General features: G+C 46.3%; 11 protein-coding genes and 3 pseudogenes. 10 read left to right on the forward strand and 4 right to left on the reverse strand.

Annotation, left to right across the window (positions count from 1 at the left end; all coding sequences use genetic code 11):
• Positions 1 to 209: 209 nt before the first annotated feature.
• The 4 genes and pseudogenes from NSB03_RS08860 to NSB03_RS08875 all read right to left on the reverse strand — a co-directional run.
• Positions 210 to 3,647 (reverse strand): annotated as a pseudogene (locus NSB03_RS08860) (helicase-like domain-containing protein); the annotation flags it as partial.
• Positions 3,637 to 4,104, reverse strand: a complete 468-nt coding sequence (locus tag NSB03_RS08865; protein WP_024986779.1) for a DUF1896 domain-containing protein — start codon at positions 4,102 to 4,104, stop codon at positions 3,637 to 3,639. The pseudogene NSB03_RS08860 and the gene NSB03_RS08865, both read right to left, overlap by 11 nt.
• A 34-nt stretch (positions 4,105 to 4,138) precedes the next feature.
• On the reverse strand, positions 4,139 to 6,238 hold the full coding sequence (locus tag NSB03_RS08870) for a type IA DNA topoisomerase (protein WP_036651035.1): 2,100 nt from the start codon (positions 6,236 to 6,238) through the stop codon (positions 4,139 to 4,141).
• Between the two features lie 30 nt (positions 6,239 to 6,268).
• Positions 6,269 to 7,633 (reverse strand): DUF3945 domain-containing protein, encoded by a 1,365-nt coding sequence (locus NSB03_RS08875; RefSeq protein ID WP_024986780.1) that lies wholly within the window; start codon positions 7,631 to 7,633, stop codon positions 6,269 to 6,271.
• A 218-nt stretch (positions 7,634 to 7,851) separates the two neighbouring features.
• On the opposite strand from NSB03_RS08875, the gene NSB03_RS08880 reads away from it, so the two are divergent.
• The 10 genes and pseudogenes from NSB03_RS08880 to NSB03_RS08925 all read left to right on the forward strand — a co-directional run bounded on the left by NSB03_RS08880 (position 7,852) and on the right by NSB03_RS08925 (position 14,445).
• Entirely contained in the window at positions 7,852 to 8,463 is a 612-nt protein-coding gene (locus NSB03_RS08880) for a TetR/AcrR family transcriptional regulator (RefSeq protein ID WP_024986781.1), read from the forward strand.
• Positions 8,464 to 8,572: 109 nt separating this feature from the next.
• Positions 8,573 to 8,986 (forward strand): annotated as a pseudogene (locus tag NSB03_RS08885) (recombinase); the annotation flags it as partial.
• A 48-nt stretch (positions 8,987 to 9,034) separates the two neighbouring features.
• Entirely contained in the window at positions 9,035 to 10,345 is a 1,311-nt protein-coding gene (locus NSB03_RS08890) for a BatD family protein (protein ID WP_228767254.1), read from the forward strand.
• 90 nt (positions 10,346 to 10,435) lie between these two features.
• Positions 10,436 to 10,738: a hypothetical protein gene (locus NSB03_RS08895; RefSeq protein WP_024986783.1), complete on the forward strand. Its 303-nt coding sequence runs from the start codon at positions 10,436 to 10,438 to the stop codon at positions 10,736 to 10,738.
• A 72-nt stretch (positions 10,739 to 10,810) separates the two neighbouring features.
• Positions 10,811 to 11,173 carry a hypothetical protein gene (locus tag NSB03_RS08900; RefSeq protein WP_024986784.1) on the forward strand — a complete coding sequence of 121 codons (363 nt, stop codon included), beginning with the start codon at positions 10,811 to 10,813 and terminating at the stop codon, positions 11,171 to 11,173.
• Positions 11,174 to 11,227: 54 nt separating this feature from the next.
• Positions 11,228 to 11,620, forward strand: coding sequence for a DUF4377 domain-containing protein (locus tag NSB03_RS08905; RefSeq protein WP_024986785.1), 393 nt, complete (start codon positions 11,228 to 11,230; stop codon positions 11,618 to 11,620).
• An 87-nt stretch (positions 11,621 to 11,707) separates the two neighbouring features.
• Positions 11,708 to 12,297, forward strand: a pseudogene (locus NSB03_RS08910) (hypothetical protein).
• Between the two features lie 582 nt (positions 12,298 to 12,879).
• The gene (locus NSB03_RS08915) at positions 12,880 to 13,506 is read left to right on the forward strand and encodes a hypothetical protein (RefSeq protein ID WP_024986787.1); all 627 of its coding nucleotides are present in this window, start codon (positions 12,880 to 12,882) and stop codon (positions 13,504 to 13,506) included.
• 11 nt (positions 13,507 to 13,517) lie between these two features.
• Complete coding sequence (locus NSB03_RS08920; protein ID WP_024986788.1) at positions 13,518 to 13,949, forward strand: hypothetical protein; 432 nt, start codon at positions 13,518 to 13,520, stop codon at positions 13,947 to 13,949.
• A 73-nt stretch (positions 13,950 to 14,022) separates the two neighbouring features.
• On the forward strand, positions 14,023 to 14,445 hold the full coding sequence (locus tag NSB03_RS08925) for a hypothetical protein (RefSeq protein WP_024986789.1): 423 nt from the start codon (positions 14,023 to 14,025) through the stop codon (positions 14,443 to 14,445).
• Positions 14,446 to 14,448: the final 3 nt, after the last annotated feature.

Below are 14,448 nucleotides of genomic sequence, written 5' to 3' on the forward strand. Positions count from 1 at the left end.
CCTATGTACATGGCTGAATAACCGGTTTCTTGTAAATAAGAAACAAGCCCCTCGACTTTTTCATTCAGATTAAATATTTCCATAATCGCATCTTGTTTAAAAGTTATTCTACAATTATGACGGAATATAATCAGAACTGTTTACAGATCAAAACAAATGATTACTAAATAATTGAGTGATTTAATAGGAAACTCATAAAAGTTCTGATAATGCGATTCATCGACAAAGAGGTGGTCGATGCCCATGCGCTTGAAGTCCGCCACGTCATCCTTGCGGGTCTCGATCTCGTGAAGCAGCTCCTTCAACTTGACCTCAAGGTTCATCTTGCGCTTCTCCATGCCCTTGATCTGTGCGTTGCTCACTTCCTCCCCCTGCTGGTAGAGGACTTCGAGGTTCTCCTCCACGCTGTCCAGCTCTTGCTGCAAGATGTCACGCTGGATTTCAGGGGATTGCGGTATCATGCCGAACTGCTCGTGCGAGAGGATGATGGCATCCCAGTCGTTGTTCTTCATCCGGTGGAAAATCTCGACACGGCGTTCCGGCGTGAAATCCTCCTTGCCGGGATAGAGCACCTTGGCGTTCGGGTAGGCGGTGGCAAAGGTCTGGGCGATCTCGTGGATATTCGCTTTCAGGCCGGTGATAAGGGGCTTGTTCGCCAATCCCAGACGTTTCATCTCGTAGGCGGCACAGCACATGATGAGCGTCTTGCCGCCTCCCACCTCGTGATCAGCGATCCCCCCTCCGTTCTGTTTGAGCATCCAGATGCAGTCCTTCTGGCTGGGATACAGGTCAGGAATGCCCAGCCCCTTGAGGTCGAGGTCGGGAAAGTTCTGGTGCGAGCCGTCGTACTTGGGACGGACGAAACAGTTGAACTTGCGGTTGTACATGTCCGCCATTTTCCGCTTGAACTCCGGCGACTGTTCCATGAGCCAGTCGGAGAAGCCGTTACGGATCTCGTCAATCTTGCTGTTGGCAAGCAAGGTAATCTCCGGGTCACGTATCTTCATTTCCTTGCCCGTCTTGTCCAATACGGTCTTGGTGATGTTGGGCGTGGTATTGTGGATGGCATGGCGCATGAGGGCGATGCCGTTGAAGATGCGGCTTTCCGAACGCACCGAATACTGGTTCATGATGCGTGGGGAGGTCATGTCGGCCTTGATGCTGTATTCGTCGCTGCTGGCGGTATAGCGGACGGACACATCCGTGTCGAACAGCCATGAGGCGTAGCGGCTGTACACTCCCGCCGGTATCCAACGCTCACCGAAATTGAAGTCCAGATCCTCGAAAGGTATGGGCGTGGGAAGCGACTGCCGCAGGGCTTCGAGAGAAATACGTGCCTCGCCGTTATCGGGATGCGACTGCAAATATTCCTCGATATGTTCAGCCTTGGCCATGACATTGCCGGAAATAAAACGGTCGGCAATCTCGTAGTTCTTCGAGAGGGGATTGTAAAATATCCGTCCACGCAGTTCCTCCAACAGGTCAGATTGCGATTTATCGGTCAGGGACTCCATGTACGCCATGTCCACGTTGCCGTATTTGTTGAGTGAGGCGGTAAGTGCCTCGTGTACGTCGTCGGTATGGGTGATCTCGTTGATGTTGTACGAAACGGGATGGTCGAAGATGTCCGCCTTGACCGCTTGGCCGTCGATGTAACGCTCCAGTGACAAGATTTCACGGTTACCCGCATCCATACGGAACAGGTCGATGTTCTTCTTGTCGTTCAGGTTGCCGAACTGACGGATGAAATCATCGTAAAGGGTGTTGAGCATGGTGCGCAACGCCGGATTCCCGGTATGAGTAGCGGCCTCGTTCTCGTACAGATGATGGTAGGTGTCACGTATCTCGATGTAGAGCGATGCACGGCGACGTTGGCGTTCGGGCAGTTCCAACGGGTTGAATACCGGTGCGCCCTCGCCGACGGTGGAAAGGTAACCTATCTGTCCGTCGTCATACACAAGGGAGCCGTTACGGTGATGCTCCAGCAGACCGGCCGGATAAGGACGGGGCTTCATGCGTTCCTGTCGGGCGGCTTCTTCCTCCTGCCGGCGACGTTCCTGTTTCAGTCGTTCCTGCTCCTGCCGTTCTTTTTCTTGGGGAGCCGGTTCAGCCGGGGCGGTCTGTATGGTGGAATCTTGTTCCAACGGAGGCATATCGAAAAGGGACAGCTGCCCGGAGTCCTCCTTCTTGCGCCTTGTTTTCCTTTTCCTGACTTGTGAATGTTCCTCTTGGGTGAAGCCGAAAAGGTCGTATAGGGACATGACCGGCTCCGGTGTGGGCTTTTCGGAGGTTTGCCGAGCACCTGCTGGTGGTTGCTCCGGCGTGACAGCCCGAAGATCCACCTGTACCGTCTGTTGATTCATGGAAGAGGAATGCCCGTCCATGTTCGCCGATTGACTGAGTTCCCGCACTTGTGCGACGCGTTGCCGCATGGTTTCTGCCGGAAGGTTCGCCAAATCACGTAATTCCTGTATGGGTGAATGTCGGAGATACAAGTCCAAGTCGAGCTGTTCCGAGAGATTGCGGTCAAGGAAATACTTCATGTCGGCGGCGATGGCCTCCATGCCCCCGTCATGCAGGTAGATGCGTGCCGGCTTACCGTAGGGATCGGTACCGACATGCCCACGTGTATGCACAATAGCGGCGGTACGCTCGAAATACTCGTTTTGTGTCGTCCCGTCATCCTGCGTGCCGACTTCCACGAAAGCGTGTTCAAGCGGGGTGTACTCCCTTTGGGAAAGCGTATCCTTCTGTAAAAGGATCAGATCGCTGCCCACCTCCGTACCGGCATAGTCAGTAAAGAGGTTGTTGGGCAGGCGGACAGCCGAGAGCAGCCGGGACCGGTTCATCAGGTATTGCCTTATGGGATGAGCCATAGCGGAGTTCATCACCCCCTGCGAGGTGATGAAAGCAAGGATACCTCCCTCACGGACAGCGTCCAGCCCTTTGACAAAGAAATAGTTGTGCAGTGTGTTCAGCGCAAAACGTCTGGCCGTACCGTTGTCGAAGGAGGGATCGAAAATACGTATGTCACCGAAAGGGATGTTGCTGCTCACCACATCGAAATAGTCGTTGCGGTGCGGGGGAAGTTCCTCGAAGCCCTTGATGTTGACCTGCGCTTCGGGGTGAAGCCGGGAAAGGATGCGGCCGGTCAGCAAATCCTTTTCATAGGTGACCATTTCCGGCGAGTTGCCGGATGCGGAGTAGCATTGCGGTTGGAAGGCTGAAACAAAATTGCCGGTTCCCGATGAAGGATCGAGGAAACGGCCGGGCGATACCCCGTGTTCGCCCAAAGAAGAAGCAATGGCGTCGATAATGGCCGGCGGCGTGTAGAAAGCGGTGAAGGTAGATGCCTTCACGCTTTCCACCAACCGCTTGTACTCACGTTCGTCAGCGGCTCCATCACGCAGGACGTTGTGAAGTTCCGTAATCAGGGGGAACAGCTCACGGTCGGCCTGTGTCCAGCGGAGTATGTCGGTGAGTTTCCCGAAAGGAGAAAGAACCGCCTTGATCCCTCCGAACCCGGAGTAGGCGGCGAGTATGCCCGCTTCCTCCGGGGTGGCGGTACGCTGTTCCTTCTCCAAACGGAACATCAGCCGGATTGCCTCTATATTGTCCCTGAGATGCGCCTTTTTATTATAAGCCATTCTCTTCCAACCAGATTGCAACCGTGTCGGTCAGTTCGTCATACAGCCGATCGAACTCTGGGCTGAACATGAAATCATCCGAGAGCGTATAGCCGGAGAAGACCTTCCGGCATTCGGGCAGCAACTGCAAGGCCACGTTGCGTGCATTACCTTCGGGGATTTCGGCGGCGAACTCGTTCCAGAGGACGGTGATCAGCGTATCCAAAGGTGAGAAATGCAACCCTTGAAAAAGCAGGTCGTTCGCTTGCTGTGCCGCATCGTCGTAGGTCAGGCCGGAATGGACGGCTGCGCTGAAGGCTTCGGCGGCATGGTTACTACGGGTGGCGACGAAAGACTCGTCATCCGCCAAATCCGGATGCGATTCACGCAGGAAAGACAACAGGGTAAGACGGTAATAAGATAATTCATCCGGCTCTTCCGCTACGGACATCGGCACGTTGGATTTATTCTGATTCATATAATTATCGGATTATTAAGTGATACAATTCGGTTTATTTCTTCCTGCCACCTTTCTTTTCCTGCGGTTTCCTGTCCGGAAAGGAATAGCCTACGGTAAAGTCAGGATTAAGCACCAGTGCGGCGTCGAAGCTCTTGCCCTCACGATTCTTGAAGCCTTTGACAAGAGAGGTACGGCCTTTGGTCACCAGCTCAACGATCTGCTTATCGGTCAGTATCTTGCCACCCTTGTTGCGAAACAGGGTGAAGTTGCAATCGACATCGGCACATTTGGCGACCTTATCAAAGAACAGGATGCGGCATTTTCGACACTTGGGACAGGTACATTGTTCCCCTGAAGGAGTCACATTGAGGGTGGTGGCCAGCAGCTCGGTCACGATCTGTGCGGTGTAGACCTCTATATCCCGGTGGAAAGAGAGGGCAGCGACCTCTCCGGTTTCTATCCGGGCGAGGGTGTTCTCCCACGTCGCTGTCATTTCAACATCGGCAATCTTCTTGTCCTTTACCGTATCGTAAACCGCCAGCCCTTTTTCGGTAGGCACCAGATTTTTCTTATCCCGGCGTACATAGCCACGGGCAAACAATGTCTCGATGACGGCTGCACGGGTAGCCGGAGTGCCGATACCGACCTCCCGGATTCCGGCACGCAACTGTTCATCGCTGATCTCTTTGCCGCAATGCTCCATAGCGGAAAGCAGGGAACTCTCGGTATGCAACGGTTTGGGCTTGGTCTGCTTCTCCACCGTTTCAGAAGCGAGCAATGGCAGGGTTTCACCTGTTTGCAGCCCCGGCAACGTGGTCTCTTCCCCCTCTTCTTCCGGCTCGCCACGCACGGCACGCCAGCCGGCAGACTTGATGACCGTCCCTTTGAGGGTGAATATCCCACCGCCTGCGGACAAGGTCACTTCGGTCATTTCCTTGACGCAATGCGGGAAGAAGGCTTCGAGCAGGCGTGCGGCCACCATTTCGTAGATAGCCTGCTCGTCTTTCGACAACCCTTCAGGCAGGTTTTCGGTGATGAGCAGCGCATGGTGGTCGGTGACTTTGGCATCATCAACCGACCGACGGTTGAGCGGTGTGTCCCGTAGAACGGATGCGATGGCGGCGAAGCGTGGATATTGTTGCAAGAGCGTTATGCGTGAGGGGATTTCCTCAAAAACATCTTCGGATATATAACGGCTGCCGGTACGTGGATAACTTAGTACCTTCTTTTCATATAGGCTTTGCGCAAGCGTGAGCGTCTTGTCTGCGGAGAAATCCAGCTTGCTGTTAGCCTCTTTCTGCAAGGCGGTCAGGTCATAGAGCAATGGCGGTTCCTGAACAGCCTCCCTGCACTCCACAGAAGTGACAACGAGCTTACCGTCGTTCTCCACCTCACGGAACTTGGCGGTGGCTGAGCCGAGGTCATCGAAGCGGTCTTGTGACCATGCGGAAAAGTCGATTCCGTCTTTAGCTGTCGAAACCTTTATCCGAAAATAGGTCCGGGGCTTGAACTGTTTGTTCTCCCAGTAGCGAGAGCAGATCATCGCCAATGTGGGTGTCTGTACCCGTCCTAACGAAAACACCCCCTGTCCGGCGGCAAGGCTGAGAGCCTGAGAGCTGTTGATGCCCACGAGCCAGTCCGCCTCGCTGCGGGCTTTGGCAGAGAGGTAAAGGTTGTCATAAAGACTTCCCTCCCTGAGATTCTGCAACCCCTCACGGATGGCCTTGTCGGTAAGCGAAGAGATCCACAAACGAGCAAAGGGTTTGGTACAACCGAGATAGTTGTACACGTAACGGAAGATCAATTCACCCTCACGACCTGCGTCAGTGGCGACAATGATGGATTCGCACCTGTCGAACAGCTCCCGGATCACTCCCAACTGCCTGACGACGCCGGGATCATCCTTATAAACCTTGCCCTCCCGCACTTGACGGGGAATAAGTTTGAACTCCTGTGGCAATATGGGCAGATGTTCCCGGTGGAAGCCGGAGAAGCCGTAGCATTCGGGCATGGCAAGCCCGACCAGATGCCCGAATGCCCATGTCACGGCATACCCGTCCCCCATTAGATACCCGTCTTTCCATTGGCGTGCGCCCACTATGGACGCTATGCCCTGTGCCACACTGGGCTTTTCAGCAATGATAACTTTCATATATATAATATTGTATAGTTCATGTGATGGTTAAATAGATACCCCTTTCTTATCGGCTTTCTGTACAGGGCGGTTCCGGCTGACGGTGTTTGCCGGTTTCGCGCCGTCCTGACGGACGGTTGTTTGCTGGGATTGTTCCTGTTTCTTGCTCTTGTCCGGATTCCATTTGAAGAAATCCAACTTCGCCCGCTCGTGGTTGACACGAACGAAAGCACTGAACAAGTTCCCCTCGTTGTCGGTCATGCCCTTGATGTAAGTCGCCTTGCCTTGCGCCAGTGATGCCCGCTGCTCTTCTGTAAGATCTTTCCCTTTCAGCCGTGTGGGGATTACCAGCTCACGCTCCTGCTGCCGGTTCTGCTCCTGTCCTTGGGCAGCGGTCTGCCCCTGCCTGCGGGCGATTCCCTTGAAGTCATAGTCGAATCCACCCTTGCAGACATTGAACTGCAAGCGTGCGTCGTAGTGGCGTTGCTTTTTCTCCGACCACATGTTCTCGACAAGGACAGACTCGCCGTTTGCGATGCGTTTTCTCTGCTCGTCGGTCAACGCCGTGCCGTTTACCTCTGCCGGAAGGGTTATCCCGCTGACCGGTACATGGTGGAGCTGGTTAGTCTTGGGATTGAGCGATACCAGACATGGCTCACGCACGCCCTCGGCCAGTTCGAGTTCCACCACGCACCCCGCATTGCCTTTTTCCTGTAGGTTCTGTTTCACTTCGGGGGTGAATTCTACATTAAAATACGGTGTATCCAGCTCCGGATAACGCTTGCAACACTCGATGTTGTTCCGAAGCGTGCCGTCGGGATTCTCCGTCAGCCGGATGCAGGCCGGAGTTTCAAACTCAATCCCCTCGAAAACGGTTTTCAGAGTAAGTACGGCGGATTCGTTGCCATTAAGCAACCGCCTGACACCCAGTTCACCTAACGTTTCGGGTGTTACCCCCATGCGCTCCAGTTGTTGCCAGTCCACCTGTTCCATGCTCCAACGGGTGGATTGCTCCGTTCCGCTCCCATCGGACTGCTGTTGTTTCTGCTGCCGGTTCTGTGTGAACTGTTCCGTATCAAGGCGATATTCGTCCAATAAGGCAGCATTGCTTTCGGGCTGCTTGAACAAGCCGACAAGCTCTTTGGCGGAGACCAGCAAGTCCATCGGAAGGTGATAGAAACGGAAGTCGGACGGTCGCTCGAACTGTCGTTTCATGTTGGAAAAGAACGCTTCGATGAGTGATTCGTTACGGTCTATCCGCATGAACTGATCCGAGGGCTTTACCCCTGCCAGCGGTCTGGTCTTGAGTCCCCCTTCAGGTTCGATACCCTCCACTACATGCGGGGTGTTGCCTTCGGCGGCGTTGGTCACCACCAATACCTCGTCTTTCAGGTCTTTCAGTTTTTTGTCCATAAAATAAAAGAATTTAGTTGTGATACAATCCAGTTAATTGCGGCACGAAAGTAGAGGTAAGAGACTATGACGCAAAGGGAAAGAGAGGAATGGGGAATGAGTGGCTACGGGGTGGCGTGAAGTGGCCTGCCGGCAAGAAAGAATGACCTTCCGATGCAAAAAATTCAAGATAAAAAGCGTATCTTCGCAAAAAGAAACATAAAAGAGGATAACCCGATATGATTACCAACCGAGAAGAAGTAATAGACAAGGCATTCAAGGTGTTTTTGAGGATGAACTACGAGAAAGCAAGTATCAGCACGCTGGCGAAAGCCTGCGGAGTCGTAAAGACAGGGGTAGTATATTATTTCCCCCACAAACTCGACCTGTTCATGGCAGTAGCGGACAAGTACGCCATACAGATGCAGACACCTGCCAACAAGTTTGCAGAACCGGCAGGAACCCTTGCGGAATTTATTGGCCAGTATGTGGAGGGCGTGAAGACAGCCATGAACCGTATTGTCACGCAGGTGCAATGCTGTGCGGATGACAGTGACTGCTGCCCCAACTTCTACTACTTTCATTTCCTTTCCCAAGTGAGGATGTACTACCCCGGAGCTCGTAAAAAAATGGAGGATACATTCCAAAAGGAACATGAATTGTGGAAAAAGGTCATACAGAAAGCCAAGGAAAACGGTGAAATAAAGCAAGATACGGACGTGCAAAAGAGTGCTTCGCTGTTCCGTCAGGTATTCTTGGGGCTGTCTTACGAGCAATCATTCCTGAACGGTTTGAATGTAGAAGAATTGAAAGACAAATTCGATTATTTGTACTCGCTCCTGAAAGCCTGATAACCTTTTAGCAATCTTTAAAAGGGTTCGATAAAAATATTTTTTGAACAACCGTTCAAATTTCAAATACTTTGCTTTATCTTTGAGGCATGAAACAACTGCCATAGATATGGACAAAGTAAAAAAACAACGGTCTAACATCGTCCTGTACAGGGAAAAAAGGGACGGTGAACACTACATACGGATAGAGTATGCAGGTGATCCGGCAATAGCCTTGTTGCTTACCCAAGAGAGTGATATACGAATGGCAGGCGACGGATCTGCCTATATAGCGACTGTCACTTTCAGTTTGCCGGATTTCTACGACCGCTATTCTCCCTACGCCTACATTGATTACAGCCGGGTTTATGTTCGGCATCCCAAACCTAAAAGGGAATACACACTGCCGAAAAGCTACCTCGAACTGCTGGAACAAAAGCGTTACGGCTCCTCGACCGTGAAAACCTACCGTGCCTATTCCAACGACTTCATTGAATGCCACAAGGAACGGAACATTGACCGCCTGAAAGTGCCGGATGTCAATGATATAACAAGAATGTCAATCAAGAGCATACGAATCTTCTGTATATGGATGTATGTATTTTTGTCGGGTGTTCATTTATATGCTTCAAATACAGCAGACTCCGTATATTTCCATGTGCAGTTGGACACGCTGGGAGGTCTCCGTGTCGGGCAGGTACTGAAATTGACGTATGCACTGGCCAATTCCCAATTTGATTTAGTGTCTTCTCCAGTGTTCAACCATAGCATTGAGGTAGTAAGTGGTCCGAAGCCACATAAAAGCGAGAGTTATGCTCTTGTAAACGGCGTGGGGCACAAGAGCCATGAAACCGGCTTCTACTATTTTGTACGGTTCAGGGAAAGCGGTGAGATTCAACTCCCTGTCGCATCCGTCAAAGTAGGAAATCAGATATATACCACATCGGAATGCCAAGTGACCGTACATCCTTCCAAAGTGGATGTGAGCAAATTGAAGTGCAATTTGAAGGTGGAACAATTGAAAGGCGATTACGCAAAATACCGTGCCAGCCTGACTTGCAACGCCCGTCCCGATCAGAATCCTCCGCTGTTGTCCATTAACGGAAAAGTAACCCGACCCACAAGCAATTCCTATTCGGGTTCTAACGACAAGGAGGAATATGTTTACAACTACTACTTTTCCAGTGAAGGCTATGAAGTATCCTGCAAGGAACTGACTTTTGGCGGGATACCCTATTCCGTCAAGACAAAGAAGAACAAAATAGATGAAACGGACTTCCTTATTATAATATTGATTGTACTCGCATTGTTTGAGTTGATATGGTGGCTTGTCGGCAGACATCGGTATCGTCAGGAGCAAGAAGCTGCGCTTGCCGAATTTGTGTTGGAAAATAGAACTTTGCCTTTAAACACAAGCTGGGCATATACCCACTATGGCGTATCCCATACATTGCTGCTGTTCTCCGTGCTGAGTTTTTCCACTATTTGCGTAAAACTTTATGCAAGCGAGGTGTTCATTATCATTTTTTTATGGATTGGAATCCTGCTTGTGCCACTTGCTTATCTGTCCTATCGGAACCAGCGGCGCAAGCTGAACTTCGAGAGCACGCCAACCACATTAGACAAACAGGCGATTTACGATAAGATATGCAAGCTGGCGGATTATTATGACTGGGACATTGACCATTGCGGGGACGATTGTATTGTGGCTCATACCAATCCTGCCATTTGGCATCTGACATGGGGAGAACAGATATTCATCGTGTTCGATAAAAGTCAGGTATGGATTAATAGTGTGAACGACCTGAACAAGCGTACTTCTCCATTCTCGTTTGGTTATGCCAAACGCAACATTCGAAGAATAAGAGAAGCATTGACACAAGATGTAACTATTAGAGATTAAAAAATGCACCTATGGGGTGTTGTTTACCAAAGTAGAACACACCTAACGAGGCTCTTATAAATACATTAGTAACAATTTAGCAATTCTTGTATGGGCTTAGATATTTTGATTTATAACAATGACGGAATATGTATGAATAAGTCTGAAATTAGCGAAGACTTACATTATTGGTTGTTCAATCTTGCAAATTTAGATAAAGGACGATTTCGGACTATATTCCGTGTACAAGATTACTATAAAACGAACATACAACTTTCAGGTATAGAAATATCCTCTTTCATTGAGGAACTAAAAGAAATTAGAAAAAAATCTCCTTATAGTAAGGAGATTGAGCGAATAGTGAATTGTATAAATCAGCAAAATATATCTAAGATAAGAATTACTGGAGATTAAATAAGTTACTAACGAAGCGTGATAACGCCTTACAGCGTTCCACGCTTAGCCATTAGCAATAAAATTTTAAATATGGATAAAGACGAGATAATATCAAAATTAGGATGGTTTACTCAAATGAAGTCTATACCACCCTTAACTGATGAATTCAAAACAGAGCAAATTATCTTTTTTGAAAATATCATCCGTTTTTTACAAGATAAAGGATTGACCACTAAAGAAATACTAAAAAGAGGAGAAAAGCCTACAGATAATACTGAAATAAAAAATGGAGATTTAACGGAAGAGGGACTAAAGTTTTATCTGTATGGCATTAGAAAATGGCGACAAAAATACGATAGAGCAAAAGACGGGATTAAAGCAATCAATGACTTTGCTTTTATTGAAAAGAAATTAAAAGAATTTAGAAGTAAAAATATTGCTAACGAAGCGTGATAACGCCTTACAGCGTTCCACGCTATCCCATTAACATCAATAACACTAATAAGTATGAGAACGAAAATTTATTTAGTAACGCTGCTGATAGCCTTTGTTACAATATTCGGGCTGACAGCTTGCATGAATGAAGATGAGCCAAAGGACATCACAAAAGAAGTAACGATGTATGTTTCTTCTGAAACTGGAATTATGTATGATTTATTTGATTCGGAAGGAGAATTTCCGATAGAATGTATGCTCGTCAAGGAGCAGGGAGAGGATGAATATCGTCCTTTGGCATTCTGCGGTATTCAGGGCTTCGAATATGAGAAAGGCTATGAATACGATTTGCGTGTCAATAAGACAACTTTGGCAAATCCACCAGCAGACGGTAGCATATACAAATATCAGCTTGTTCGGGTCGTAGAGAAAAGACAGGTCGGTAACCCAAACGAAGCTGAATAATGCGTACAATATGATGTTAACGAAGCAGGGTAACGGCAAGCCGTTCCCTGCTATCCCATTAACAACAATCAAATCATTATCGTTATTATGGATATAGAAAGAATACTTAAAACAAGAGAAAATGCAATATATTACGGTATTGGTGAATACCAAAAAGAATGCTTTGGTTGGGTTGGTGGAAATGCTCCAGCTTGCTTTGATGATAAGAATTTATCTAAAAAAGACAATGTCTATTTTTATCTAACATTTCAAAATCCTTTAAGTCCCAATAAGCAAATATCTATTTTCACTCCGGAATTTGATGTTGCATTGGAATATAACACATATCCCGATTGTAAATTGTTGTTGGTTGAACATGAATTAAGTAGTCAAAGCAAAAGTGATAGATATAAACACCCCGAAATAGATGAAATTTATTCAATATACGAGATGGGTACAGAAAAAGATATGCCTGAAAAAATTGTGCAATCAAATTTGGGGGTAACGTAATGCCTATTCAATGGGGATTAGATAATGATAGTAAAGTGGTTAAAGATGGAAATAGATTCATTTTTCAAATCAACGAAATTTGCATGAAAGATATTTCCGTTTTCATGGCTGGCTGTATATATGTTTATGGGAAAATTGAAGGTAATAAAGTCACAAATCTATTTGTGGCATACTGGGAATATTCCTAATAACAATAAATTGATTAATTATTTCAAATAGGTTGCTAACAACGAAAGATAGCATCTAACGATTCTCCTTTCTAACCATTAATAACAACTTAAAGATGAACATAAAAAATAAGATATATCATACAGTCTATTTTCTCCTATTCGGAATAATAGTAGGTATTTTAAGGTGGTCTATCTGTATAAGAGATACAAATGGAGCAATGGATTTCACCCCATTTTTACAAGCGTTCTTGTTAAAAGTAGCATTGTTATTGTTTGTAATCTTAGATATTGTTTTGCATAAAATAGCCTTGAGAGCGATTTTGATAACCATTCTATTGTGTTTCAATATATGGTCTTATACCTACTATTTCAAAATAGAAGAATTGCAAGAACATTGGAGTGGACTTAAATATTCCCCGTATGACGCATATCTTCCACCCAATATTGATGATTTCATTTTTGTATGGTTGGCGAGCCAAATTCTTGTTATTTATTTGTTCTTGGCAATAGGCATTTCATATCTATTGAAAAGAAAAGAATTATTAACGAAGCAGGATAACGGAAAAGCCGTTCCCTGCTGAACTATTAAATATATCAGATATGAGAATAGTTGTATTGTATTGTTCATTCTTTTTCCCATTTAGCTATGTTATAGCGAAAAACGGCTATGTGGAACAAAATTCAGCAAAGTATTATTCTTTGACTGAACAAGATACCCTTTATATAGAAACAGAAAAAACAGAGTTTGAAATTCAATATAGACTATGTTTTAATCAGCAAGGTAAAAAGAATATTGTTTTTGAGTTGAAAGCGGTAGATGATAGTAGTATAGACTTCGTGCAAAGCTATACAATCAATGGAATAAGAAAATTTGATTGCTTTGCCGTGTATGATAATGTGGCAGACGGAAATCGTTTTTTATTCTTTGACTATAAAAGTCAAATTGCTTACATAACACCTACTTGTTTTTTCGGTTTCTATCCGATATACAGTTCTGTGGACTTTTCAAGAGCGGAAGTCTTATTACGAAATGAACACTCCTACTTGAAACAATCAAGCGATACGTTAAGTATTGACAGTAAGGTAACTTATGTGCCATTTAACTGTAATAATCGAATTATAAAGGCAACTTTTGTTCCATGTTCCCAAGCAGGAAAGGATAATAATATCTCTACAACGAAAGACAGTATCCGGTCGATGCTCCTTTCCAACCATTATCACCAATAAAATAAAGTTGTATGGAAGATTTTGACATTCTAAATAAGTTTGACAATGACAAACTAATAGACGTAGTGAAAAATTATAAGCGTTATGGCTATGATGATGAACTTCGTGATTATGCTATCAATTTATTAGGAGAGAGAGGTTGGAACAGAGAGGATCTGCAACAATTTGGCTATTTAACAAACCACGATTATGATGAAGCTGAAAAACAATACAAAGCATACAAGAGAAATTCATTGATAGGCATTTGTACGCTTATATTTAGTGGGGGAATTTTGGCTGTTGTCTATTTAATCTTTTTAATTATGGCTTATCAGAATGTTGCAAAATTCTATAAGGCATTAGGGCGCGATGAAGATGAGACTACATTATTCAATGTTTTGGGCGTGCTGGCTTACTTTCATCTAAAAGGAAGAATGAAAGAAGAATTGAAAGGAATAAGATAAGTTTATGACAAGGTAGCGATAACAGCTAAACGCTGTTTCTCACCCAATCATTACCAACAAATAGCGTATATATATGAATAATGTAATAAAAGTAAGGATAGTATATGAATGTAGCATAATAGGCATTGTTTTGCTGACCTTCTTAAAGGGTATGTTCCCATACATGGGAGCATGGTGGCGAGTAGCCCTTATGGCTTCACTTGTAGGACTGTGGTTTTCATTGTCTTACCTGAAACGACATAATTATAAATGGGGGTTCAGTTACATAGGGAGTCATTTATACATTAACCAATTATTGAAAGTGCAGAAGTGGTTTCAGAACGCTACCATCATAGCCTTATTGATACCTGTCTTCTTAACAGATCTCCTGTATAATCATTTTTGTTTTGTAGCATATATACTGCTTGTAGGTATGTTCTTAGGCGTGAAGCTGGCTACTTACACAGTAGAGTACACCATATATAAAAGTAAATTCATTGGTAACAAGGAAAGTTAACCC

The organism is Bacteroides acidifaciens (genome assembly GCF_024623065.1).
GTDB lineage: Bacteria > Bacteroidota > Bacteroidia > Bacteroidales > Bacteroidaceae > Bacteroides > Bacteroides acidifaciens.

Coding starts and splice junctions, on each gene's coding strand:
- NSB03_RS08865 (WP_024986779.1), bottom strand. CDS start 4,104: ATGAATCAGAATAAATCCAACGTGCCGATGTCCGTAGCGGAAGAGCCG.
- NSB03_RS08870 (WP_036651035.1), bottom strand. CDS start 6,238: ATGAAAGTTATCATTGCTGAAAAGCCCAGTGTGGCACAGGGCATAGCG.
- NSB03_RS08875 (WP_024986780.1), bottom strand. CDS start 7,633: ATGGACAAAAAACTGAAAGACCTGAAAGACGAGGTATTGGTGGTGACC.
- NSB03_RS08880 (WP_024986781.1), top strand. CDS start 7,852: ATGATTACCAACCGAGAAGAAGTAATAGACAAGGCATTCAAGGTGTTT.
- NSB03_RS08890 (WP_228767254.1), top strand. CDS start 9,035: ATGTATGTATTTTTGTCGGGTGTTCATTTATATGCTTCAAATACAGCA.
- NSB03_RS08895 (WP_024986783.1), top strand. CDS start 10,436: ATGGGCTTAGATATTTTGATTTATAACAATGACGGAATATGTATGAAT.
- NSB03_RS08900 (WP_024986784.1), top strand. CDS start 10,811: ATGGATAAAGACGAGATAATATCAAAATTAGGATGGTTTACTCAAATG.
- NSB03_RS08905 (WP_024986785.1), top strand. CDS start 11,228: ATGAGAACGAAAATTTATTTAGTAACGCTGCTGATAGCCTTTGTTACA.
- NSB03_RS08915 (WP_024986787.1), top strand. CDS start 12,880: ATGAGAATAGTTGTATTGTATTGTTCATTCTTTTTCCCATTTAGCTAT.
- NSB03_RS08920 (WP_024986788.1), top strand. CDS start 13,518: ATGGAAGATTTTGACATTCTAAATAAGTTTGACAATGACAAACTAATA.
- NSB03_RS08925 (WP_024986789.1), top strand. CDS start 14,023: ATGAATAATGTAATAAAAGTAAGGATAGTATATGAATGTAGCATAATA.